The organism is Lutimonas halocynthiae (genome assembly GCF_030409835.1).
Classification (GTDB): Bacteria; Bacteroidota; Bacteroidia; order Flavobacteriales; family Flavobacteriaceae; genus Lutimonas; species Lutimonas halocynthiae.
This window is the reverse complement of record NZ_JAUFQO010000003.1, coordinates 28,866-54,728: the sequence shown is the minus strand read 5'-3', so window position 1 is coordinate 54,728 and position 25,863 is coordinate 28,866. Positions and strand designations below refer to the sequence as shown.

Below are 25,863 nucleotides of genomic sequence, written 5' to 3'. Positions count from 1 at the left end.
CTCCTCCTCAAGGACTCGAACCTTGGACCCTCTGATTAACAGTCAGATGCTCTAACCAACTGAGCTAAGGAGGAATGTTTTCCTTTTTAAGGTGTGCAAATATAATTGTTTTTCGAATTTCAGCAAGCGTTTTCCAAAAAATTTTTCAAAAAAAATACCCTCTTGACATTAAACAATCATTTAAGAAGTCAAGAGGGTGATTTATGATATATGTAAGTATCAGATTTTCAATGATAGTGATCTGTTTCTAAGAAAATAATCAAGAAATAAAAGAGAGCTTAAAGCAAATACGCTAATCGCGAATAAAGGAGAACTTAATATACCAGGAAGATCAAATGAAAGCATCCCATCATATTTAGCCATCGCATTATCCAGATATAAAGAAGTAGCGGTTTCTTGACTCGGCGCTGCCAATACATAGACAACTATCAAAGTCAAACAGATTCCAATAAAAGCCCAAGCCTTCTTACCTATAATTGGCTTATTTACAATGGCTATAGAAGACTTTTCGATTTGCCCCATCACTCTGTCAGTAAAGTTCAACGACGGGCTCTGTAATGCATTTCTCTTTAACACACTACTTAGCGCTTTCTCCTCCTTGGTATCCATGGCTTCTATTTGCCCCATGATCTTATCCGTAAAGTCAATAGATGGCTGCTCCATTCTAAGGCTTTCACGTAATAGCTTGTCTATTTTTCCATCATCGTTCATAATATTGTTTTTAATTCTTCCTTCAATAATAGCGATAATTCCTGATTCAATTTTTTTCTTGCTCTAAACAATTTCACCTTTATATTCGATTGGGTCAAACCTGTAATTTGTTCGATCTCTTCTATTGAACTATCATTCATGTAAAACAAGGTAATCAATAATGCATCTTTCTCCGGCAATTTATCAATAGCCTCTCTTACATACTTTTGCTGTTCTTCATTTTTCATCGCCTCAATTTGAGGAAATTCATCTCCTTCACTATGATTGTCGATCACATAATCATCTATATCAGATGTGTCTACCTTTTTCTTCCTAATTTTCGTAATAGAATTCCGATACACAATAGTATACAACCAGGTAGAGAACTTGGCATTTCCTTTAAAAGTATTCAATTTCTCATAAGCCTTTAAAAAACTATCCTGAGCCACCTCTTCAGCATCCTCATGGCTTTTAACAATTTTTATCGCTATTGTATAGGTCATATCCTTATACTTATTAATTAAATAAGCAAAAGCATTTGTGTCGCCTGATAATACTTTATCAATATATATTTGATCTGAATTCATATCCATCTATAGTATTAGACACTTTAGCTGATCTTGAGGTTACAAGTTAAAGCAAAAAATTTTATTTAATAAAAAATGTAACCTGGTTTTTGAATGCAGCGTCTTATTTAGAAAGCAACATGTATAACTTAAATAACTAAATTATGACAGAAGTTCTAATCCCCTTAATAGTATTCTCATCAATATTCGGAATCGCTTATGTATTTCTAAATACGAGAAACAAAGAAAGATTATCATTAATTGAAAAAGGAGCAGATGCCTCTCTTTTCGCAACCAAAAAAAACCATCGTTCAAATCTTACCCTAAAATTTGGGATGTTGGCAGTAGGTATAGGAATTGGTATTTTAATTGCCTCACTACTCGAAAGCTACACAGTATTAGATGAAGAAGTGGCTTATCCGTCAATGATCTTTTTATTCGGAGGTATGTTCTTGGTAGCAAATGCAATGATAGAAAAGAAGGACAGGGTTGACCAAGAGTAAATCTGGAAAAACCAAAAGTAAAAAAAATCAGAGTCAAAAAGTATTCAAAAGAATGTAGTTTACTTTTGATACTTCGAGACACTAGCGAGCCCCTCACTTAAGTGAGGGGCTCGATAAAAAAAAGCTGTCAACACTGACAGCTTTTTTTGTTTCTTACAATTCCAATTTTACTTGGCTGTTATATATAGTCTGTTAAAATCTTTGGTCACTACAAATGAATTCTCACCATTGATCTTTAATTTTTTAAGATCTAATTCTTCATTATCAATTTCAATTTTCGCTATTTTAAAAGGTAGTCCTTTCAAATTGATTTGAAAAGTCTCATAAGGAGTCATATACTTTCCTGATTTAAACTGCTGGATAACCAATGACTTTTTCTTTCCAATCAATTTAAAATCCCTTAAACTAAACCTTCCTTTTTTATAATCATAACCATCATGTGCGTCTTCATACACCTGAGATTTTTCTTTTCCTTCTTTGAAATAAACATCGAGAATTAACTGATCAATCGTCTTCTCACCAACATACTGTTGCACAGGGTATTTTGGAATAATCGACCCAGCTTTTATAAAAATTGGCATGAAATCAAGATCAGCATCCACCCACACTTCTTCTCCTCCTTGCACTACTTCATTATCCCAGAAATTATACCATTCTCCATTAGGGATAAACATTCTTCTTCCTTTAGCATTTGGTTCAGCAATTGGGCAAGCAAGAATTTTTTCTCCACAGATAAATTCATCATTTCTATAATGCGTATGCGGATCTTCCTGATCAAACAATACTAAGGATTTTAAAATCGGAATTCCTTCCTCTGCATACCTCCAAAAAGCAGTATACATATAAGGTAATAATTCATACCTGATCTCAATAAATTTTCTAACGATATCGGTTATGTTTGATCCAAATGCCCAAGGCTCCTGATCTCCGTGATCTCCGGATGAATGTGTTCTAAAGAAAGGATGAAACATCCCTAGTTGTATCCAACGTGCATAGAGTTCTCCATTAGGCTGTTCAGCAAATCCTCCGATGTCTGATCCTACAAAAGAGAATCCTGACATACTTAATCGTTGTGCTTGTATATTCGCTATGTTTAAATGATCCCAGGTGGCAACATTGTCACCCGTCCATGTTGATGTATAACGTTGAGTTCCTGCATAAGCCGCTCTAGTAATTACAAAAGGTCGTTTGGGATATGAGAACTTCTTTAACCCTTGATAGGTTGCTCTGGCCATTTGCATTCCATATACATTATGCGCCTTCCTATGACTACAACGGTTCCCGTCATAATTATGTCTTACATCGTTAGGAAATGTCTTTCCAGGAACGTCCATTACAGCAGGTTCGTTCATGTCGTTCCAGACTCCCTTAACGCCTATTTCTTCAATTAATTCTTTATATAAGCCAGACCACCATTCACGAACTTTTGGATCAGTAAAATCAGGAAAGAAACATTCTCCGGGCCAAACTTTACCTTTCATATAAGGGCCATCTGCTCGTTTACAGAAATAATCCTTTTCAAGGGCCTCTCTGAATATATTATAATCCATATCGATTTTGATCCCTGGATCTATAATCGCAATGGTTTTAAATCCATCATCTTCTAATTCCTTGACCATTCCTTTTGGATCAGGAAAATGCTCCTTGTTCCATGTAAAACATCTAAAACCATCCATATAATCAATGTCCAAATAAATGGCATCACATGGTATCTTTAGGTCTCTAAACTTTTTGGTAACAGCCTTAACATTTGCTTCCGGATAATAACTCCATTTACATTGATGGTATCCCAAAGCCCATAAAGGAGGCATTTCGTGCGGCTTCCCGGTTAGATCTGTATAAGACGCCACAACATCTGTCATATCTGGTCCGTAAATGAAATAATAGTTCATTTCTCCGCCCTGAGCCCAGTAACTGGTAATATTTCTACGTTCAGCACAAAAATCAAAAAAAGATCTAAAGGTGTTGTCAAAAAATATTCCATATGCCTTGGTGTGATGCAAACCGATATAAAAAGGTATAGATTTATAAATAGGATCTGTATCCCTGCCATAGGCATAAGAATCAGTTACCCAATTCTCAAATCGCTTCCCTTTTAAATTGATATCAACTGGCTTATCACCTAGTCCATAATAGGCTTCACTATCCTGTGAAACTTTAGACATCTTAACAATATCTCCTCCAAACTCATAACTCTCTTCCCAGTGAAATCCAATCTCATCCTCGCAAATAAGTTTCCCGTCTTTCGCATCAAATATTGACTTACGCATGTCTTCTTTTGCGATCTTACAGATCAATTTAGAAGTTGTAATAATATAATGCGTTTTATCTTCGGTTAGATCTAAATGGTTATAGCCCTCACTTGCATATTTGGTAATAGCATATGAAAAATCATTGTCGAATATCGTTTTTGTACTATACCTGAATCTTAGTACGCTATCTCTGCGAACCGTCACCTGTAATACTACAAAGTTTTCGGTTGTAAAATAAAAGGTATCAACGTCTTTTCGGTAAGAAATTATTTTAGATGGGAATAAATTCCCTTTGTTTTCTAACTCCGTATTTAAAATCATAAATCATCATTTTATCTCCCTGAGGAGCAGCATATTTCACAGCCTACAAACCTAATGAAATTCGCTAATTCAATCAATGTGGATATCCTAAAAATACCCCGTCATTTTTATGAAGAATAAAAAAATAACGGGGTATTTCTCTTTAAAACCTAATTTCTATACTATATTATCTTAAAGGCGACCAGACTTAAAGGAGGCAAGGTAATCGATGCAGAAAAAGGCCTGCCATCTCTGCTTTCTTTTTTAATAGCAATTTCTTTTGAATTGCTGATACCGCTGCCAAAATACTTTTTAAAATCGCTATTCATAACCTGTTTTAATTTCCCTTTGCGAGGTAAGCCAATTTCATAATTCTTTCGAACCACTGGATTGAAATTACATAGCACTATAACATCGTCCTTTTCATCATGTCCTTTACGGATATATGAGATTACGGAGTTTTCATGATCTCCATAATTAATCCATTCAAATCCTTCTCCACTAAAAGCTTTTTCATATAAAGCAGGAGTTGTTTTGTAAAATGAATTAAGATCCTTAACAAAGGTCTGCAAGCCTTTATGTGGTTTAAATTCCAATAAGTGCCAATCTAGGCTCTGTGAGAAATTCCATTCTTCAGACTGTCCAAATTCACCTCCCTGGAACATCAATTTGGTTCCTGGATGCGTATACATATAAGCATAAAGTAACCTTAAATTTGCAAATCGCTGCCATTCGTCACCCGGCATCTTACCTAAAAGTGATTGCTTGCCATATACCACTTCATCGTGGGATAAGGGTAACATAAATTTTTCTGAAAAGGCGTAAGCCAAACTAAAGGTTATTTCATTTTGATGATGCTTCCTGTAAACAGGATCTTTTGAAAAATATTCTAATGTGTCATGCATCCATCCCATCATCCATTTCATACCAAAACCTAAACCTCCAAAAGCGACATCATTGGTCACTCCGGTAAAAGCAGTTGATTCTTCAGCAATAGTCTGAATTCCATCGAAATTTGCATATACCTCACGGTTAAAGTCTTTCAAGAAATCAATGGCTTCGAGGTTCTCTCTTTCTCCATAGATATTTGGTTCCCATTCACCATCTTCACGTGAATAATCAAGATAAAGCATTGATGCAACAGCATCAACTCGCAATCCATCAATATGGTATTTGTCAAACCAGTAAAATGCATTACTTATTAAAAATGATTTCACTTCATTTCTACCATAATTAAAAATCAAACTCTTCCAGTCTTGGTGGTACCCTCTTCGCGGGTCAGGGTGTTCATATAAATGAGTACCATCAAAAAAGCCTAGACCATGATCATCTGAAGGGAAATGAGAAGGCACCCAATCAAGGATGATTCCAATATCATTTTGATGTAATTTATCACATAAATGCATAAAACCCTGGGCAGTACCAAATCTTGAAGTTGGGGCAAAGTACCCTATAAGCTGGTAACCCCATGAAGGATCATAAGGATACTCCATTATCGGCATAAACTCTACATGTGTAAAATTCATCTGCTTCAAATAAGTCACTAATTTATCAGCTAATTGCTCGTAACTTAAAAAACTATTGTCATCGGCATTTCGCATCCAAGAACCCAAATGTGCCTCATATACCGCATAAGGTTTATCCAAACCATTTTTATCTTTTCTATAGCCCATCCAAGCTTTATCCTTCCAATCATAGCCATCGACACTTGAAATAATAGAAGCTGTATTTGGCGGCTTTTCGTAGGCAAAAGCATAAGGATCAGACTTTTCTGTAACGATGTCATTATGATTTGACTTAATCTTGTATTTATACCTCATACCCTCTTTGGCATCAGGAATAAACCCTTCCCAAATACCTGAGGCGTCCCATCTTACTTTTAATCGATGTTGTTTTTCGTTCCAAAAATTAAAATCTCCAATGACCGATACTGATTTTGCAGATGGCGCCCATACCGCAAAGTAAGTCCCTTCAACTCCATCAAGAGTCATTGGGTGAGATCCGAACTTTTCATAAAGTCGGTAATGCTTTCCTGATTTGAATAGATCTACATCAAATTCAGTAAAAAGACTATAATTGATTACTTCTGCCATGTCATTAATGATTTATAATATTAGAAATTCCTTTTAAAGGAATCAAAGCCCATTGAGGACGTGAATTAAATTCATATCCTATTTCATAAACTGCTTTTTCAAGCAGACAATATTTAAGAATAAATATTCGCTCCTGGTTATAGCCAATATTCAAATTGGCATTTTGTATTTCATCTGTATAAGTGCCCAAAAACACACTTGTAAAATAACTGTATAGTATCTCTGCCGCTTCAAAAAGCTCCTCCTGGGGCCGTTTAAATGAATCCGGGTTATTAAAGATTGTCGCATATATCGCATAATGAAAAGACCTAAACAAGCCTGCTACATCTTTTAATGGAGGCTGTTTTACTTTTCTATCACGAATAGTACTTTCAGGTTCTCCTTCAAAATCCAGGATATAGAAGTCATTATTGGTTACAAGAATCTGTCCAAGATGGTAATCACCATGCACCCTGATTCGTTCACCTTTCAAAGCTGTCCAATCAAAATTAGTGATCCGTTTTCTTATCAGCGTCTTTTTCTCTAAAAATTCCTTTGCAAGGTCAAGCGCCATGCCTTCAAGCTTATGCATTCCATTCTCAACAATATTGAGTCTGTTCTGAAATTGATATAAAAGCCTGTTCTTTAACCACACCTCATAATCTCCGTTAAAGTGATTTGGTGTAAAAGCTGTATCCTCAAATTCCGAGCCCAACACAACGTGCATTTCAGCTGTTCTTACAGCGAGCTGTTGTATCTTAAGTAACAAATTAAGGCCTATCCAATCAATGATTTCAGGTTTTACCTCATTGATTTGCATCCTTTCAAACCTATCTGCTATTGGCAAATTTCCAATGTTGATATGTTTGGTCTCTAAATTTTCAAAAACACATTTCAATTCTTTGAGCATGTAATCCCAGGCATCTCCTTCATTGGGAACCAGTTTTTGCATCAATGCTATCGTGACATTAACCTCTTCAGAATCAATGATATTTAAGCTCCCTTGGTAAGATGGTGTGTTCTTAAAATCTTTGATCTCAGTTAGAAATCTGCTCATTTCATAATCAGGATTCTTGTCAGCAAAAATGCGTCTAAAGAACTTTAAAACATACTTTTCATTATAAATGATCGAAGTATTGCTTTGCTCCAAACCCATGAATCTTGAAGATTCATATACAACATCCTTAAAGGATTCACTCCTGTGGTATTGCACCTTTGTCCTGTCAAAAGGAGCAGCACCTAATATTCTCTCAAAGACAAGTTTTCTAAAAGCTTCTAAATTAATAGCATCAATTATAAAGCCCTGCTGTCCTTGAATCTTAATGGGCAAAATACGATCACTTTTTGCGAAATTCACATCCGTAACAAAAGCAATCGGTAAAAAATAATGATGGAAAAAAGCTTCAAAAAAATCTATTTCTAAAAGGAGCCCAAAATAGACCTCCCCATGTTGTTGAATTCTAAAATATTCACTGAGTTCAATATACTTTAACTTACTGGCCTTTCCACCGTACCATCTCTGTTTAATGATATAATCTTCAAGAACCTCTGACAAGAATATCTCAATAAAATCTTTATTTTCGAGCAGTTCTTCCCAAACACCTTCAAATTCAAAAGTGGATTGTAATTCCGTATTGGTGGCCTTATCTGGCATAGATTATTTAATTATTTCGAAAATATGAAACGGCATATTAGGATGTAATTCTACAAAATTCCATTCACCATTCCAAGTGTACTCAATATCTGGTAATATATCTCTGATCTTTAATTGCTCATTGCCACTAATACCCAAATCCTGAATGGGCAATTGTACCGTACCACGTTGGGCATGATGATGGTCAAGGCTAATTACTACCAGTACTTCGCTTGTCTTCTCATCATTCCATTTATAAAAAGCTATTAACTGATCATTATCAATATGACAAAACCTAATATTATTGGTTTGTTGCAAAGCTTCGCATTCTTTTCTTGCCTTGTTAATTCCTGAAATCAGTTTAATTAACCAATTCTCAGCAGTCCAGTCATAATGTTGGATCTGAAACTTTTCTGAATTCAAATACTCTTCCTTACCAGGTAATGCCTGACTGAGCATTTGTTCAAATACAGGTCCATAAATACCAATATTCGAACTTAAAGTTGCTGCCAACACATAACGTTGAATATGCTTTGATTCATTGGCACCTTGCAGATGGAAAGGATTAATATCAGGTGTGTTAGGCCAGAAATTAGGCCGCATATATTCTGATTGCTCCGTCTTAGTCAATTCTTCAACATAGCTTATCAATTCATGCTTATTATCTCTCCAGGTAAAATAAGTGTAAGATTGTGAATAGCCTTGTTTGGCCAATTCCTGCATAACTTTTGGTCTTGTAAAGGCTTCCGCCAGAAAAATAATATCAGGGTGATTCTTTTTAACTTCGTTGATAATCCAGTTCCAAAAATAAAAAGGCTTTGTGTGCGGGTTATCTACTCGGAAAATTTTAATACCACAATCTATCCAAAAATTCAACACATCAAGGCATTCCTTCCATAATCCTTTAAAATCTTCCGATTCAAAATAAATGGGAAGAATATCCTGGTATTTTTTTGGAGGATTTTCAGCGTATTGAACAGTCCCGTCTGGTCTCCACTTAAACCATGATGGATGGTCTTTCACCCAAGGATGATCAGGAGCTGCCTGAAGGGCATAGTCCATCGCTATTTCAATATCAAATTCTTTTGCTTTTTTTATTAAGTCTTTAAAATCATCTAAGGTGCCTAGATCAGGATGAATGTCTTTATGTCCGCCTTGACGTGACCCAATACCCCAACATGAACCAACATCTCCTTCTTCTGCAGTGGTCGTATTATTTTTTCCTTTGCGATTTACTTCACCAATTGGGTGTACGGGAGGAAAATACAAAGTGTCAAATCCCATCTCAGCAACCCTATCTAATAAAGGAATGCATTCTTTGAAGGTACCGTGCTCGCCTTCTTTTTTACTAGACGATCTTGGAAAAAACTCATACCAGGTGCTAAATAATGCCTTTTTCCTATCAACATAAACAGGAAATTGTTCAGAAGTATTTGCCAGAAATTTCTCTGGATATTTTTCAAAAATAAGTTTTAGTTTGTCACCAACGGCTTCTCGCACTGCCTCATCATAAGCATGCTCATTTACAAAGAGGTCTATTAACTTTTTAAGATAGGACTTCTCGGTTTCATTAGCTTTTTTTCTAACAGATTTGAGGTAAAGGACTCCTTCTTCCAATTCAGAATTTACATGCTGGTTGTCAGCTATTTTTCGACCAATTCCATATTGCCAATTCAAAGCATAATCAACCCAAGCTTCAATCTTATAATTATAGACTCCTTGCTTCTCAACTTTAATAGCACCAAACCAATCATCGTTATGACCGGGAGCCATCCTCACTTCAGACCATTTTTTCTCGTTTTGATGCTTATATAAAATAGAGGCTGCCAAGAGATCATGCCCATCAGCCAATATATCAGCAGAAATATTTACCAATTGGCCTACTACTCTTTTAATAGACAACTCTCCTCCATTGATCTGTGGCGAAACATGATCAATAACCACTCTTTGCTGCTTTTGCATGCGCTTATAATTTTTTCTTAGATAACGTATCCTTTCGGGATAATAGCTCCTTTTTTAATCACAACAATACCTTCTCTAACACAGTAAGTATCTGTTTCTTTATCTTTCAAATGCGAACCACCATTGATTCTTACATCATCACCTATTCGGCAATTCTTATCAATAATCGCATTCTTAATAAAACAACGCTCTCCAATACCCATTAAAATTTTGGTCTTGTTCTTGTCAATTTCTTCTAAGGTTTCGTAAGAATCATTCCCCATCATATAGGTATTGATTACCGTAGATTCATTTCCTATCCTAGATCGAATTCCAATTACTGAGCGGTCAATTTTCGCAGCATGCACGATACAACCCTCTCCGATTACACTTCGGTTTAAAGTAGTTCCAGAAATTTTTGAAGTTGGTAACATTCTGGCCCTGGTATAAATTCTTTTATTCCTGTCATAAAGATCAAAAGATGGAATATCATCTGTTAAACCGAGATTGGCTTCAAAGAAAGATTCAATATTTCCAATATCCGTCCAATATCCTTCATATTGATAACTTGCGATTTTATGCTTACTCAATGCCTGAGGAATAATTTCTTTACCGAAATCATTTGTGTCAGGGTTCTTCATTAATTCAATGAGCAGTTCTCTATTAAATATGTAAATACCCATGGAAGCAAGATAATTCCTTCCTTCAGATTTCATCGTATCACTCACCTCAGAAGTCCAGTCTGGTAAAAGTTTTTTCTCTGGCTTTTCTATAAAGGAAGTCACTTCATTTTTGTCATCTGATTTTAGGATTCCAAATGAAGTAGCATCCTTGGCATTTACCGGAATTGTAGCTATTGAAATTTCTGCACCAGTCTTGACATGTTGTTCAACCATCAGGTTATAATCCATTTGATATAGTTGATCCCCAGAAAGTATCAAGGCATATTCAAAATCATGTCTTAGAAAATGATGCATACTCTGTCTGACAGCATCCGCTGTACCTTGAAACCAGGTATCACTCATAGGAGTCTGTTCAGCTGCAAGCACATCTACAAAGGCCTGGCTAAAGAAACTAAAATGATAGGTGTTTTTTATATGTCGATTCAAGGACGCTGAATTGAACTGCGTCAATACATACATTCTCTTTATCTCAGAATTAATACAATTGGAGATTGGAATATCCACCAATCGGTACTTCCCGGCAATTGGCACTGCGGGTTTTGACCTGCTTTCTGTTAAAGGATATAATCGAGAACCTTGTCCTCCTCCTAGTATGATTCCTAATACTTTTTTACTGAACATATTTATGGGGTTAAAGATTTGTATAAAGTTAAATATTCTTGGGCTGATATATCCCAAGAATGATCAATTCTCATGCATTTTTTTATTATTCGTTTTAATTCTTTTTTATTTTTATATAATTCCTTGGCTCTCAACATTGAATCACAAACATCTTTTACAGATGCCTGCACATGGCAGAATCCAAATCCACCGTCTCCAATATCGATAACTGAATCATTTAAGCCTCCCGTTCTTCTTACAATCGGGATGGTACCATATCTCAAAGCATACATTTGATTCAATCCACAAGGCTCAACCCTCGAAGGCATCAAAAGAAAATCAGCTGCAGCATACAGCTTATGAGCTAAGGCCTCATCAAAACCAATGACGCTTGCATAATTTTTATTAAAATGAAACCGCAATGATTTCAACTCTGACTCTATTGAATCCTTTCCTTCTCCTAGAATAAACAGAGAGCAATCCTTTTTTAGCAATGACTTGTACAATACCGCCGGAAACAAATCAGCACCCTTTTCATTAACCAACCTTCCGATAAAGACAAATAATGGCAAGGATTCGTCAAGCCCGAATCTTTTACAAAGGTCTGACTTATTGGCCTGCTTCCCAGATGTGAAATCTGTAATTTCACGGGTTTTGTCCAATAATTCCTGCTTCATTAAATCAGCGATTTATATAAATCTTCTACTTGCTTAGCTATTGCGATCCAATCAAAGGTGTCTTCCACCCTTCTTCTTCCATTCTTAGCCATCTTTCTAGTGAGCTCCTTATCGTTAATCAATTGGTTTACTCCTTCGGCAAGGTCTCGTGAAAATTTATCAGGGTCTTTTGGTTCAAAAGGTGCTTCTTCTTGTTGCTCTAACTGAACCAACAAGCCCGTTTCACCATGAACCACAACTTCTTTTATTCCGCCAACGGCACTGGCAACAACAGCCGTTTCACATGCCATAGCTTCAATATTAATTATACCAAAAGGCTCATAAATAGAAGGGCAGCAAAATACATCTGCGTGAGAATACAACTGAATTACCTCTTCTTTTTCTAACATCACATCGATCCAAATCACATTATCTCTGTCTTTCTTAACCTCAGCAACGCTATCCTCCATCTCTTTTGCGATTTCGGGTGTATCCGGTGCACCGGCACAAAGCACAATCTGCGTATCGGGATCTATATATTTAACTGCATTGACCAGATGTATAATTCCTTTTTGCCTCGTAATTCTGCCTACAAATAATACAAAAGGTTTAGATTGATCAATACCGTACTTTTCTAAGGTCGAAACTTTATCTGTAACCACATATTCCGTTAGGTTAATTCCATTATAAATTACCTTAACCTTTTCAGGATCTACATTGAAATTATTCAGCACGTCTACTTTTGTTTCCTCAGAAACCGCAATAATGGCATCTGCCATTTCAATAGCTGTTTTTTCAACCCAAGAAGAGGCATCATAACCTCTTCCAAGTTGCTCTCTTTTCCAAGGCCTTAAAGGCTCCAATGAGTGGGTTGTAATCACTAATGGAATTCCATAACAAAGTTTGGCTACAATACCAGCAAATTGCGCGTACCAAGTATGGCAATGCACAATATCAGCATCCACTTCGTCAGCATTCATATGTATACAGGTACTCAAGGTTTTAAAAACCGCCTTAAGTTTGTCATTCGAATTATCAAAATCAACATTATCAAACGGAAACCCTTTAACAGATAAATTTCCATCCTTATCGTCCTGATCTCCAAAGCATCTGACATCAATTTCCATTAATTTAGATAGTTCTCCTGCTAAATATTCAACATGCACTCCGGCTCCTCCGTATACATAGGGTGGAAACTCTCTTGTGTAAAATAATGCTTTCATTTATTTGATGCTTTTATTTGAATAATTTTTAACTAAGTGTTCATCCGTTTCCGGATTCCAAACATTTGTATCAATACCGTTTAAGATCCCCGAAAATTTTTCACTCTCCTGATTGATCAACTCTTCCAATCCATTTGCGTTCGCTTTTAATTCTTCCAGATAGCCGGGCGACACAGTCGTTACTCTCCATGAGCTTTTAATTGCAGTTGCCAAAGGGTTAATAGAACCATCCCAATCAATGAGGCCCATTTTCTTTAAATCAAATTCAGGAAAATATTTGAGTTTATCGTATCCGAACTGGCCTTGATATTGTGCATTGTGAATTGTAAAAACAGTTGGTATTTCTTTCAAACTGCTATACTTAAGCCCGTGTGACATTAAAAAAGGTATGAATCCTGCCTGATGATCATGACAATGAATAACCGATGGTTTATTAGTTTTCCTGTTTAACCAATCGAGCACGGCCAATTGAAAAGCCAAAAATCGCTCCACATCATCTTCGTAAGAATAGACATCAGAACGATCAAACAAGCCTGGTATATCAACAAGAAGTATTGTAAAGTCTAAGGGTATGATTGGTCTTAGAATTTCATATTCATACCTAAGCTTACCCAGCTTTAAATTACCTGTATTGACAACTTTAAACTTGTTGTTTTTTTTAAAGTCATTATCATAAAAAGGCATGATAACCTTTGATTCAACACCAAGTTTTTTCTGGTATTTAGGCAAGGCACCAACAACATCTGCTAGCCCTCCTACTTTTGCAACCGGAAAACACTCCGCACTGACATTCAATATCTCCATGATAATTAGATACAATAAAAATGTATACCGCTTAAAATCAGCGGTATACTATTTTGAGTTTGAATTTTTTAATATATAAAATAATTATGTTATTCGAAAAAAATTAGACGCTTATATTAATTCAACATAAAAATTAAAAACAATTCTTGTGAATGTTCTCTTTTTAGAGATAATAATTCTCGATTTAATAAAACCTGTTTATTGCGCATAAAAAAACATATTACAATGGGTAATATGTTCTTTTATTATATGACGAACTTCTATTTTGCAAGAGGAGCTTCATCAGTTCTAATAGACTGATAAGAAGGATGACCTGTCTGCCAAAAAGCAAAACCAAATATGTCAGCAAACTCTTCAAAAGTTTTAGATTTTGAATCACCTATTCCATGACCAGATTCATAATCTACTCTGAAAAGAATCGGATTATCCGAAGCATTGGCTGCTTGTAATCTTGCTGCAAATTTACCAGGCTGCCAAGCGATTACACGTGGGTCATTCATACCAGCAGTTGCCATGGTTGCGGGATACTCAACCCCATCTTGAATGTGTAAGTAGGCATCCATTTCATATAAGGCCTTAAATTCTTCCTCAATCGCTACTGTTCCAAACTCAGGAGCGTTGACCGGGCCATTAGGCGAATTCTCCATTCTAACAGGATTCATACATCCAACAGAAGGAATAGCCACTGCAAACAAATCGGGCCTATCTGTCATGGCTCTACCAACTAATATACCGCCAGCACTACCTCCAAATATTGCTGTCTTTTCGGGTGAACTGTATTTGTTTTCGTGCAAATACTCTGCTGTTGCAATGAAGTCTTTCCAAGTATTTGGCTTGGTACTTTTGAATCCAGCCTTATGCCATTGATCTCCGAGCTCTCCACCTCCACGTACGTGTGACACTACAAAAATGCCGCCCTCATCTACCCAGGATAGAAAGACCGGCCAAAAGAAAGGTCTAATTTCATTTCCATAAGACCCATAACCATAGAGCATTAAAGAATTATCACCGTTTCTCACCAAAGACTTCTTATAAACTATAGATACTGGCACCATAACCCCATCATGTGAAGGAATCATAATTTCTTCAACAACCAAATCTTCAAATTCAGGATATTTAGCATTAAATGATAGTGTCTCATCATTAAATGTGCCTTTACTTTTTGAGTATTTAAATCGATGATTATCTTGGGTCCAGCCTGACATACTGATCCAAACATCATTGTGATTCATATCTTTATTACTAATACTAACTCTTCCCGCCGCATAGGGCAATGGTATCTCTTCAAAATTCTTTCCATCTGTATCTGCCGTATAGACTTTTCCCTCAACGCCATTTTTCATGGTTGTATAATAATAACCATCACTTGTGATGACAAAATCTCTTAATACTTCATCACTCTTCTCAGCTACTAAAACTTCAGCATTTTTCAAATCTGGTTTTTCTATCGATGTTTTTAGGATTTTGTAATTTGGTGCATCCATGGTTGACCTAAAATAAAAGCTTTTCGAATCTGAATAAAAATCTTCAATCTTATCTTTTCTTGAAATCAATTTTTTCCAGGTCACTTTTTTCTTTTCCAATTCATTGAAACTAGCATAAAATACTTTCATATTATTTTCAACAGTAGAAATAAAAGCATACAATAAATCACTGTCTTTATCATAAACCATGACAGGATATTCTTCTGGTAAGATTTTTAATTCAGGATTCATCCTTCTTGAAAGCATTTCTTTATCAGCACTTTGTGCGTCGCCAACTTTGTGAAGATATGTTTGCGTATCATGAGTCGCTTCTTTTACATGAACATCATCAGAATTATACTTGCCATAGAAAAACGAGTTCCCATCAGGCAGCCAATTCATAAAAGAGGTCCAGCAAGGATATAATTGGTCCTTAAGCATTGTTTCTTTGCTGACGTCCATGACCATAATGGTTGCATTTTCAGCTCCGTTGGCAGAAACACTTATCCCGATTTTACTACCATCATTGTTTGGAGAAATCGAAGAAATCGTATAGTGAACTTTCTCCTCTACTCTGAATTTTTCAGGATCAAAAAGCAACTTTTCCTCTCCTTTGAAACCATTTCTATAGTATAGTTTGCCGGTTTCATCATCTGGAGTTTCCTTAAGGTAAAAATATAGATCGTTTTCTGTGATCCTTAAATTGTAAACCGAATATGACTGTCTTTTATCAAATTCCTTAAACTTGGCCACTAATTGATCTCGCCCGTTAATTTTATCTAACACCCCTCTTGTATAATCACCTTGGCCTTTATACCATTGATCTACATCAGGATTCTTTAAATCTTCTAAATTTCTATAAGGATCATCAATTTTTTGTCCGAAGTATTCGTCGGTAACAATTTTAACCGGAGCAACAGGTTGGGTTTGGGCTAAAGTCACAACATGACCAGCCAGTAATAATACTAGTAAAAAGCGTTTCATTGGGTTTGGTTTTGGTTATTAATTAAACCGGAGATAAATGCATGAGCATTCAAAAAAAACAATAACTTTTTCTAAATCAGTAAATTAATGTATTTCGCTCTTTTTCAATAAGCACTGTAAATATAGCTGATTTTATCCAATATGTCGGTAAAGGTGAAATTCACAAGTACTGAATTACAACTTCAGGCATAGCTATATAATAAAAATGAAATGTATTTGATTATTTCTCTTAAGAGTTCTTCCAATATTGTGGCTTGGGATCTTCCGATATTTGATTCCAATATTCCTGATTAACGATATGCTTCCCATCCAGTGTTTTTAATCTGCGTTGGAAAATATATACTGTTGGATTAAACACCATATCAGTAACACCTATGGTATATAATTGAGGGTCTTCCTCACTTTTTCGTTTGTCCTCATCAACAAGAACTTCAAACCCATTTACTTCCAAAAGTTTTTTGAGAAAATCCAACCGCTCAACAGTAATTTTTTTCTCTACAAAGGTGACTCTCTGTTCACCTATTGATCCAAACATATGTTTTCCTGCTAACCCCATAATGCTAAAAAATACTTAGTTGATAAATATAATCGTAAATCGGACTGTAGACACCTATAAATAATACGCCAACAACCGCCAGTATCAATCCCAGTTTCATCGTAAACTTACTTTCAAAATAAGGTATTGGATTGTCACTTTTGCGCAAGAACATGGCCCGAATCACGAGCAAGTAATAGTACAATGAAATCGTGACATTAACCACCGCTAAAAATACCAGAAAATACAAACCCTGACTTGCAGCGGCCGTAAATAAAAAGAATTTACCGAAAAAGCCTGCCACCGGAGGTATCCCCGCAAGGGAGAAAAGTGCCAGCATCATGACCAGACTTAGTTTAGGATTTGTTCTGTACAGCCCGTTATAATCATCCATATTCTCTTTCCCTGTTTGCGTTGAGATGGCTTGTATGACACCAAAAGCTGCCAGATTTGTAAATACATAGATCGACACAAAATAGACGACGGTTGAGATACCGAGTTGATCATGCGAAAGAAGACCCAGTAAAATAAAACCTGCCTGAGCAATTGATGAAAAGGCTAAAAAGCGTTTCATGTTCTGTTGCCTCAAAGCAAATAAATTACCTATAAACATTGTTCCAATTGAAACGATGTACAACATTGAACTGGTAACCACTTCAAAAGGTTTCATTACTGTAAATAGAATGATCATTAGAATCATTACCGCAGATCCTTTAGAGATAACAGAAAGATAGGATGTCACACCTATAGGAGCTCCTTCGTATACATCGGCTGTCCAGAAATGAAACGGAACCAGAGAAATTTTAAACGCCAAACCTGAGAAGAAGAAGATAAATCCTACCAGGCTTAAATTTGAATAGGTCAATAATTCTGCTACATCACTAAAATAGATGCTCCCGGTAGTGGCATAAATTAGAGAAACACCAAAAACTGAAGTTCCCGAAGCCAAAGCTGCCGACAAAATAAATTTGATCCCGGCCTCGGCAGAAACCCGTTTACTGGTTTCAAAAGCCACTAAAGCCGCGATGGGCAAGGCAGACAATTCAAGTCCTAAATAAAACATCAGAAAATCACCCGAAGAGATCATATAATACATTCCCAAAAGTGAGGAAAGCATCAACATAAAGAATTCGGTAGATTTATGTTGAGCCACAATTTCTTTTTTGATCCATTCGGCTGATTGCAGCAAAATGATCAATACACCAACATTCAAGACATTCTTAAACAGATGAATTAATTGGGTTGTATGGAACATTCCTCCAAAAAGAGAACCGTCTTCAAGAGGAATAAAACCTATTACAGTATGAATAGTGAAAAAAGCAATAGCCATATTGACAAGGGCTTTCTTATTGCTCATGAATATCTCCAAGATAACAAGAAGCAGGATCACAGCCAGCAGGACCAACTCTTGTCTCATTAATAAAAATCCTCCTAAATCCATATGCTTAAATTTTTCTTTCTTTTAATCAATTCTTTTTTGAAGATCACATCTTCATTCACCAATTCAAACTACATCATTCTTTCTATAAAAGGGCTTATGCTTGCTCTGATCATATCACTTAACCAAATTGGTGTCATACCCATAAAAACGATCGGGATCAGCAATAAGATCACCCCAACTTTTTCATACCAGGTGGCCGTTTCCAATTCCATAAATTCGTTATTTCTAATCGGTCCCATCAACATCATTCCCACTACCCTCAACACGTATACTGCCGTAACCACGATGGCAGAAACGGTAATAATAGTAGCAACACGATGAAACATATCAGGGTGTTGAAAAGCCCCAACAAATATTTGCATTTCTGCCATAAAGCCACTAAATCCCGGCAAACCAAGAGAGGCCAGACCTGCAATGACATACATCACAGATATAAATGGTATCACTTTTAACAATCCACTCATTTTAGTTACATCACGTGTATGTGTTCTTCCATAGATCATTCCGATCAAGGCAAAGAAAAGTGCTGTCATAAAACCATGAGATAACGACTGAAGTATCGCTCCATTCCAAGCCGTTTTATTGAGCATTAAAAGTGCGAATAATACCATTCCTAAATGGCTTACTGATGAGTATGCATTGATATATTTTAAATCAGTTTGTTTGATAGCAGCCAGCGCGCCATAAAAGACACCAATAACTGATAAAACGATAAAGAAATTAGACCAGGTCATTGCGCCTTCGGGCAACAAATACATGGCGACACGAAATACACCATAGCCTCCAAGTTTCATCAAAACACCTGCGTGCAGCATCGAAACAGCAGTCGGCGCCGAAGCATGACCGTCAGGTGACCAGGTGTGAAATGGAAATAGAGCACCAAGCACTGCGAACCCTAAAAAAGTCAAAGGGAAAAATAAATTCTGAGCGTCAACAGGTATGTTCACTTTAGCAATTTCCAGAATGTTATATGTCAAGGCACCACCATCCGCATTTGAATTGAAATAAATTCCGAGAATTCCGACAAGTAATACAGCCGAGGCTCCCATTAACATCAAGGTTAATTTCATGGCAGAATATTCCTTAGGGCCGGATCCCCATATACCAATGAGCAGAAACATCGGGATCACCGCTATTTCATAAAACAAAAACATGGTAAAAAGATCTAAAGAAATAAAGAATCCAAAAACTCCCGTAGCCAGTACGATAAGAGAAATAAAGAATTCCTTGTGCAAGTCTTCCATTTTCCATGAAATAAAGACGCCTGCAAGCACTACGATGGAGGCAAGTGTAATCATGGCCACAGAAATTCCGTCAACGCCAATGGCATAATGAATGTTAAATTTTTCAAACCAAAGAAAATCCTTTGTAAAAACCATGATCGAATCATTGATCTGTTTCTCCTTAAAATAGGCAAAGATCAAATTCAAAGACATCGCGAACTGCACAAACATCCCAACAGCTGCAATCACTCTGGTTTGTTTTAAACTTTTGGAAAAAATCAACACCAAAATGGTAATGACCGGCACGACAACAAATAAGCTTAGTATATCCATCTTGTAACTAAATAATCCATTTATAAATAAAAATCATCGCTAACACTACGATTCCTGCTATAAAAGCAAAGGCGTAGTCCTGCAACCGTCCTGTTTGAATTTTCTTGATCTTTTCGGAACCTGTAACCGTAGAATTACCAATGAGATTCATGGTGCCATCTACTACATGCTTGTCAAACCAGGCAAAAGGTGCCGAGATTCTTTTAAAAATAATCTCCTTGGTGACAAATAAGTATAACTCATCGAAATAGAATTTATCAAAGGCCCATCTATATAATGACCCAAAGGAAGTCGCCACTTTATCAGGCAAACCGTTTGGTTTTTTATAAAAAATATAGGCCAACAAGATCCCTATCATTCCAACACCAACCGCTATGGCAGCTAAAGGATAATTCAAATGAGCCTCAAAAGATTGATGATCTACCGTCACATAGTCACTAAAATGAATATAACCTGCAACAACACTCATTATGGCCAGAAATACCAAAGGAAATGTCATAGAGACAGGAGATTCATGAGGTGTATGTTCGTATTTGGTGTTCTTTCCCCAGAATATGCCAAAATATAATCTAAACATATAGAAGGCAGTCAATCCGGCAACTACGACTCCAATCACATAGATCAACTTGTTGTGCTCGAAGGCAGCCACCAATATTTCATCCTTACTGAAGAAACCTGCAAAACCGGGAAAACCGGAAATGGACAATGCGGCTATCAAAAAAGTAATATGGGTAATAGGCATATATTTTCTCAAGCCTCCCATATCCTGAATATAATTACTGTGGATCGCATGAATAATGGAACCGGCCCCTAAGAAAAGTAAGCCTTTGAACATGGCATGCGTAAACAAATGAAACATAGACGCCATATAACCAAGGCCGTCATGACCATAGTAGCCCGAAACACCAAGCGCCAGCATCATATAACCGATCTGAGACATGGTTGAAAATGCCAGTACCCTCTTAATATCATTTTGAGTCAGGGCGATAATGGCCGCAAAAAGTGCTGAAAACGCACCTACCCAAGCTACGACATTTAAAGCATAACCGTTTTCAACAAAATAATATAATGGGAATAATCTCGCTACAAGATATACACCTGCCACAACCATGGTTGCCGCATGAATAAGCGCTGATACGGGCGTAGGCCCTTCCATAGCATCAGGAAGCCAGATATGTAAAGGAAACATGGCCGATTTCCCGGCACCGCCCATAAAAATCAAAAGTAAACCCCAGGTAAAAACAGACAAGCCCATAAAAGAGGTTGAAGCCCAATTGGTAATCACAGTACCTTCAAGATCATTTAAGGTTGCAAAATCATAAGATCCTCCATAATACCCGATGATCAGAATTCCTATCAAAAATCCAAGATCGGCAAATCTCGTCACAATAAAAGCTTTCTTGGCTGCTGAAACAGCTGAAGGTTTTGTATAATAATAGCCAATGAGTAAAAAGGATGATACCCCAACTAATTCCCAAAAGATATAGATCTGAAATAGGTTTACAGCCATTACCAATCCCATCATAGAAAAAGTAAACAGTGACAGAAAAGCGAAAAACTTGGTATAACCCGGGTCGCCTTTCATATATCCTCGGCTGTAAAGGTGCACCATAAATGAAATCGTTGACACAACAACAAGCATCATCACGGAGATCTGATCAATCATGACACCCATATCTATGTAGAGCGTATCTGTAAAGTTCATCCAACGCCATTTTTCAGTAAAAGTTTGGTACACATCACCAACTTTTCCTACCACAAAGAAATACTGATAAGCAGTATAATATGACAAACCTAGTGTTGTAAAAAGCCCCAAAGATCCTATCCAACCGGATACCGCAGGCTTTATTCTATTGTAATTGATCCCCAGGAGCAAAAATACTGCCAGTGGAATAAGTGGAATTAAAATTGTATAGCTAAAATCCATAATTACATTATTTCATTATTCAATATTTCATTGTTTCCGTGTCTTCTACTTCAACGGAAGTAATCAGTTTGTAAAGATTGATTATAATTGCAACGGCCAGGGCAGTTTCAGCTGCTGCAACTGCCACAATAAAAATCGAGAAGAATACGCCCTGAAGTACATCAGGATATAAATAGGTATTGATCACTACAAAATTGATGGCTGAGGCATTGAGAATCAATTCAATTGACAGCAACATCGTGATCAGATTCTTTCTTGTGAGAAAACCGTACAATCCAATAAAAAATATGATGGAAGTCAAAGTTAAAATCTCATATATACTTATTCCTTGTATCATTTAGCTTCGTTTTACTGTTCTAATCTTTTTCCTTTAGCAATAACAATCGCACCTATCATAACAGCTACAATTAATACACTGATTACTTCAAACGGAAGTATAAAACCGCCCTCCTTATAGCTCAGCATTCCAAGCCCTATATCACGTACTTCAATGCTATTATAGTTCTCAACAGGTTTGAATTCATAGGTAAAAACCGCATATAAAGTGAGCGTGAGTCCCGAAAGGCTTAACAATCCTGCCAAAATGCGTTGGGATAATTTTGAAACCTCAAGTCTCAATTCGATATGATGCACTAGCAATACAGAGAAAATGATCAAAACAATCACACCTCCCGCGTATACAGCAAGTTGTATTGCTGCCATAAAGGAATAATCTACCATAAAATAGATGCCTGCAATTCCCATCAATACGAATAAAAGGTAGATCACTGCTCTTAGCATTTTTCTACTTGAAACAGCTTTAATCGCGAAAACGATCATGATCAAGGCTATAAGATAAAATATAATTCTTTCCATAAGATTAATCTTCGATTCCTGCTTGTACCTTTGAGCCAGGTTGGTTCAATACTTTTGTTAGCTTGCTTCTGTCATAAACAGAATTTTCGTAATTCTGGGCCCATACAATAGCATCGGTCGGACAAGCTTCGATACATAAACCACACATGGTACACATAGACAAATGGTAGATGTGCTTATCGATCATTTTTTTCTTTTTCCCCGTTGCCGGATCAACCTGTCTGTCCCAAACTATCTCAATTGTACCGTTAGGGCATGCTATTTCACATTTCTGGCATCCGGTGCAATAGTGTTCATTATTATCGTCATGTGGCATTACAACTTCACCTCTAAACCGATCGAACATTTTCAATGTATCTCTGTTATCGGGATATTGTTGTGTTATACTACCCTTTCGTGCACGAATAAAATAACCTCCAGTAACACTCATTCCGGTTAGTAAGGTTTTTATTCCGTTATATATATCTGAAAAGTAACTCATTATCGTTCTTTATCATTTATTAAATTATCCAATTCAACCAAATCACAATTGCCATTATTACTATATTCACCAAGTTTATTGGCAATAAATACTTCCATTCCAGGGTTAATAATTGGTCTACCCGCAATCTTGGGAAAGTCCACCTAAACCACATCATCAAAAAGATAATAATCAATACTTTTATCAAAAACCAAATAGATTCAGGGAACCATGCAATATTATCTGTGATTCCGAAAGGAGATAACCATCCACCAAAAAATAATACGACCGCTATTGAAGCAATAATAAACATATTGATAAATTCTGCTAAAAAGAAATAGGCAAATTTCATCCCCGAATATTCTGTGTGAAAACCTGCTCCTAATTCAGATTCTGCTTCTACCAGATCAAAAGGTGCTCTATTGGTTTCGGCCGTTCCGGCTATCATAAAAACCATAAAAGCGATGATCGCAGGAATATGACCCTGTACGATTAACCAGCCACCAGTTCTTTGCACCTCGATAATTTCAGACAATTGTAAAGACCCTGTCAATAAAACCATAGTTAATATTGACATCCCTACCGATAATTCGTAACTAATGGTTTGCAAACCACTTCGCATGGCACCTATCAAAGCAAATTTATTATTACTTGCCCATCCTCCCAATAAAATTCCTATCACACCAATTGAAGAGACTGCCAATAAAAAGAACACCCCAATATTGATATCAAAGGCTTGAAATTGTCTTGAAAAAGGAAAAACACTTATTGCAATCAGGGAAGAAACAATTACAAAATAAGGAGCTAAATTGAATAGAAATTTGTCAACCCTTTCAGTACTTGTTAATTCCTTAGAAACCAGTTTTAAGGCATCTGCCATGGTTTGAAACATACCGCCGGGTCCAACTCTGTTTGGTCCTAACCTCAACTGAAACCAAGCGGCTACTTTGCGTTCTAACAATACTAAATACAATCCTGCCACTGCAAATAAGGCTAGATAAGCTGCTGCAATTAACACCCAAATTGTAACCGTCGCTGCACTTTCAGGCATGATCGAGTAAATCCAATCACTTACTGTTGTTGTTATGTTTAATGGTAAATTCATCATTAAAAAATTAGTCTTATTAGCGATCTATATCTGGGATTACAAAATCAAATGAAGCCATAGTAGCTACTAAATCAGCTATTTTACCTCCTTTTGAAATATGGTTTAAAACGGATAAATTTGAAAATCCCGGTGAACGGAATTTAAGTCTGTACGGATTTTTAGTTCCGGTGCTGTTTATATAAACCCCTAATTCTCCTCTTGCTGTTTCTACACGCTGATAAAATTCCCCTTTTGGTAATTTAATTACTGCTTTTGTTGTCACTTTGGTTTCTCCTTCCGGGATATTATCAATCAATTGTTCAATAATTGACATCGACTCCCACATTTCCATTATCCTTACTTGATATCTCGCGTAGGTATCTCCTGATGTCAATAATGCTTCTTTAAATTCAACGCGGTCATATGCGCTGTATGGATGGTGTATTCTCACATCATTTGAATAACCGGATCCTCTGGCAACCGGACCTGATACGCCAAATGAAATAGCATCTTCTTTTGTTAGAATTCCAACCCCTTTCGTTCTTTTTTCAAAAATTACATTTCCAGTTAACAAACGGTCGTATTCAGGAATTTTAGTTTTAAAATGCTTGATAAATTCTTTGGTTCGATTTATAAAATTCGGATGAATATCAAACATGAGTCCACCAGGAATATTGTAATTCATGGTCAGTCTGGCACCGCAGGTTTCTTCAAAAATATCGTTGATCAACTCGCGATCTCTAAAAGCATAGAAATAGGTAGTTAATGCTCCTAGGTCCATTCCCATAACACCCCACCATAAACAATGAGATGCGATACGCGTAAGTTCACCAATAATCGTACGAATCACTTTTACACGATCAGGAACCTCTATTTCCAACCCTTTTTCTACCGCCAAGCAAACAGCTTCATTATTGATATGAGAAGACAAATAATCCATCCTGTCTGTGAGGTGAACGATTTGCTGATAACTATCTCTCTCGCACATTTTCTCTATCGAGCGATGTATATAACCGAGGTCCGGCTCAACGTTTTTGATTATTTCTCCATCAATGGTTAATATCAAACGTAAAACACCATGAGCTGCAGGGTGTTGAGGACCCATATTAACGAAATATTCTTCCGTTTTTATTTTGGTTTTTAATTCTTGATTGGTCATGAAAATCCTTATTTAACAATCATATTAGCTTCATCTACATAATCTTTTCTCAATGGCCAGCCCACCCAATCCGGAGTTAAGAAAAGGCGTTTTAATTTTGGATGATTATTGAATTTTATACCAAAAAAATCATAGACTTCCATTTCGTGAAATTCGGCTGTTCTCCATATATCACAAACAGAATCCAGCGTTGGATTCTCCCTGTCTTCAGTCTTCACTTTTACAACCATCGCATGTTTAAACTCGGTGGACTCCAGGTGATAAATAACACCTAATTCTTCACCCCAGTCCATTCCTGTGATACAAAAAGCATAATCAAATTTTAGTTGGGGTTCTGTTTTTAATTTACTGCAAACGGCATGAAGTTGTTCTTTAGAAACGGTTAGCGTTAAATATTCAGTTCCTTCTTCCGTGAATTCCAGATTTTCTCCTAAGCCATTAATAATATTTTGTAATTCTTCGTTTTTCATGGT

General features: G+C 36.5%; 22 protein-coding genes and 1 tRNA gene. 1 reads left to right on the top strand and 22 read right to left on the bottom strand.

Annotated features, from left to right (window positions below; translation table 11 throughout):
- The 3 genes from QWY87_RS04785 to QWY87_RS04775 all read right to left on the bottom strand — a co-directional run bounded on the left by QWY87_RS04785 (position 1) and on the right by QWY87_RS04775 (position 1,283).
- A tRNA-Asn gene (locus tag QWY87_RS04785) sits at positions 1-74 on the bottom strand.
- A gap of 145 nt (positions 75-219) precedes the next feature.
- The gene (locus tag QWY87_RS04780) at positions 220-711 is read right to left on the bottom strand and encodes a hypothetical protein (RefSeq protein ID WP_290288885.1); all 492 of its coding nucleotides are present in this window, start codon (positions 709-711) and stop codon (positions 220-222) included.
- On the bottom strand, positions 708-1,283 hold the full coding sequence (locus tag QWY87_RS04775) for an RNA polymerase sigma factor (protein WP_290288883.1): 576 nt from the start codon (positions 1,281-1,283) through the stop codon (positions 708-710). The genes QWY87_RS04780 and QWY87_RS04775 overlap by 4 nt, the downstream gene beginning before the upstream one ends.
- Positions 1,284-1,420: 137 nt before the next feature.
- Here QWY87_RS04775 and QWY87_RS04770 point away from each other — a divergent pair, with 137 nt between their 5' ends.
- On the top strand, positions 1,421-1,759 hold the full coding sequence (locus QWY87_RS04770) for a DUF6249 domain-containing protein (RefSeq protein WP_290288880.1): 339 nt from the start codon (positions 1,421-1,423) through the stop codon (positions 1,757-1,759).
- Between the two features lie 167 nt (positions 1,760-1,926).
- On the opposite strand, the gene QWY87_RS04765 is transcribed toward QWY87_RS04770, so the two are convergent.
- The 19 genes from QWY87_RS04765 to QWY87_RS04675 form a co-directional block, all read right to left on the bottom strand.
- On the bottom strand, positions 1,927-4,332 hold the full coding sequence (locus QWY87_RS04765; protein WP_290288878.1) for a glycoside hydrolase family 31 protein: 2,406 nt from the start codon (positions 4,330-4,332) through the stop codon (positions 1,927-1,929).
- 161 nt (positions 4,333-4,493) lie between these two features.
- The gene (glgB, locus tag QWY87_RS04760) at positions 4,494-6,404 is read right to left on the bottom strand and encodes a 1,4-alpha-glucan branching protein GlgB (protein WP_290288875.1); all 1,911 of its coding nucleotides are present in this window, start codon (positions 6,402-6,404) and stop codon (positions 4,494-4,496) included.
- 4 nt (positions 6,405-6,408) lie between these two features.
- The gene (locus QWY87_RS04755; RefSeq protein WP_290288873.1) at positions 6,409-8,037 is read right to left on the bottom strand and encodes a trehalose synthase; all 1,629 of its coding nucleotides are present in this window, start codon (positions 8,035-8,037) and stop codon (positions 6,409-6,411) included.
- A gap of 3 nt (positions 8,038-8,040) precedes the next feature.
- Positions 8,041-9,978, bottom strand: a complete 1,938-nt coding sequence (locus QWY87_RS04750; protein ID WP_290288871.1) for an alpha-1,4-glucan--maltose-1-phosphate maltosyltransferase — start codon at positions 9,976-9,978, stop codon at positions 8,041-8,043.
- Positions 9,979-9,995: 17 nt separating this feature from the next.
- Positions 9,996-11,261 carry a glucose-1-phosphate adenylyltransferase gene (locus tag QWY87_RS04745; RefSeq protein ID WP_290288866.1) on the bottom strand — a complete coding sequence of 422 codons (1,266 nt, stop codon included), beginning with the start codon at positions 11,259-11,261 and terminating at the stop codon, positions 9,996-9,998.
- 2 nt (positions 11,262-11,263) lie between these two features.
- Positions 11,264-11,917, bottom strand: coding sequence for a glycogen synthase (locus tag QWY87_RS04740; protein ID WP_290288864.1), 654 nt, complete (start codon positions 11,915-11,917; stop codon positions 11,264-11,266).
- A complete protein-coding gene (glgA, locus tag QWY87_RS04735) occupies positions 11,917-13,119 on the bottom strand; it encodes a glycogen synthase (protein ID WP_290288862.1) in 1,203 nt (400 codons plus the stop codon). The genes QWY87_RS04740 and glgA overlap by 1 nt, the downstream gene beginning before the upstream one ends.
- On the bottom strand, positions 13,120-13,923 hold the full coding sequence (locus tag QWY87_RS04730; protein WP_290288858.1) for a glycogen synthase: 804 nt from the start codon (positions 13,921-13,923) through the stop codon (positions 13,120-13,122).
- Between the two features lie 260 nt (positions 13,924-14,183).
- Positions 14,184-16,370, bottom strand: a complete 2,187-nt coding sequence (locus QWY87_RS04725) for a prolyl oligopeptidase family serine peptidase (protein WP_290288855.1) — start codon at positions 16,368-16,370, stop codon at positions 14,184-14,186.
- A 229-nt stretch (positions 16,371-16,599) separates the two neighbouring features.
- A complete protein-coding gene (locus tag QWY87_RS04720) occupies positions 16,600-16,926 on the bottom strand; it encodes a hypothetical protein (RefSeq protein WP_290288853.1) in 327 nt (108 codons plus the stop codon).
- Between the two features lie 4 nt (positions 16,927-16,930).
- Positions 16,931-18,346, bottom strand: coding sequence for an NADH-quinone oxidoreductase subunit N (locus QWY87_RS04715; RefSeq protein ID WP_290288851.1), 1,416 nt, complete (start codon positions 18,344-18,346; stop codon positions 16,931-16,933).
- A 68-nt stretch (positions 18,347-18,414) separates the two neighbouring features.
- The gene (locus QWY87_RS04710) at positions 18,415-19,902 is read right to left on the bottom strand and encodes a complex I subunit 4 family protein (protein WP_290288848.1); all 1,488 of its coding nucleotides are present in this window, start codon (positions 19,900-19,902) and stop codon (positions 18,415-18,417) included.
- A 7-nt stretch (positions 19,903-19,909) separates the two neighbouring features.
- A complete protein-coding gene (nuoL, locus tag QWY87_RS04705; RefSeq protein ID WP_290288846.1) occupies positions 19,910-21,829 on the bottom strand; it encodes an NADH-quinone oxidoreductase subunit L in 1,920 nt (639 codons plus the stop codon).
- A 19-nt stretch (positions 21,830-21,848) separates the two neighbouring features.
- Complete coding sequence (gene nuoK / locus QWY87_RS04700; protein ID WP_290288844.1) at positions 21,849-22,166, bottom strand: NADH-quinone oxidoreductase subunit NuoK; 318 nt, start codon at positions 22,164-22,166, stop codon at positions 21,849-21,851.
- 11 nt (positions 22,167-22,177) lie between these two features.
- A complete protein-coding gene (locus QWY87_RS04695; protein ID WP_290288842.1) occupies positions 22,178-22,684 on the bottom strand; it encodes an NADH-quinone oxidoreductase subunit J family protein in 507 nt (168 codons plus the stop codon).
- Positions 22,685-22,688: 4 nt separating this feature from the next.
- The gene (locus QWY87_RS04690) at positions 22,689-23,165 is read right to left on the bottom strand and encodes a 4Fe-4S binding protein (protein ID WP_290288840.1); all 477 of its coding nucleotides are present in this window, start codon (positions 23,163-23,165) and stop codon (positions 22,689-22,691) included.
- Between the two features lie 19 nt (positions 23,166-23,184).
- Complete coding sequence (nuoH, locus tag QWY87_RS04685; RefSeq protein ID WP_290288838.1) at positions 23,185-24,249, bottom strand: NADH-quinone oxidoreductase subunit NuoH; 1,065 nt, start codon at positions 24,247-24,249, stop codon at positions 23,185-23,187.
- 19 nt (positions 24,250-24,268) lie between these two features.
- A complete protein-coding gene (locus QWY87_RS04680; protein ID WP_290288836.1) occupies positions 24,269-25,390 on the bottom strand; it encodes an NADH-quinone oxidoreductase subunit D in 1,122 nt (373 codons plus the stop codon).
- An 8-nt stretch (positions 25,391-25,398) separates the two neighbouring features.
- Complete coding sequence (locus tag QWY87_RS04675; RefSeq protein ID WP_290288834.1) at positions 25,399-25,860, bottom strand: NADH-quinone oxidoreductase subunit C; 462 nt, start codon at positions 25,858-25,860, stop codon at positions 25,399-25,401.
- Positions 25,861-25,863 lie beyond the last annotated feature (3 nt).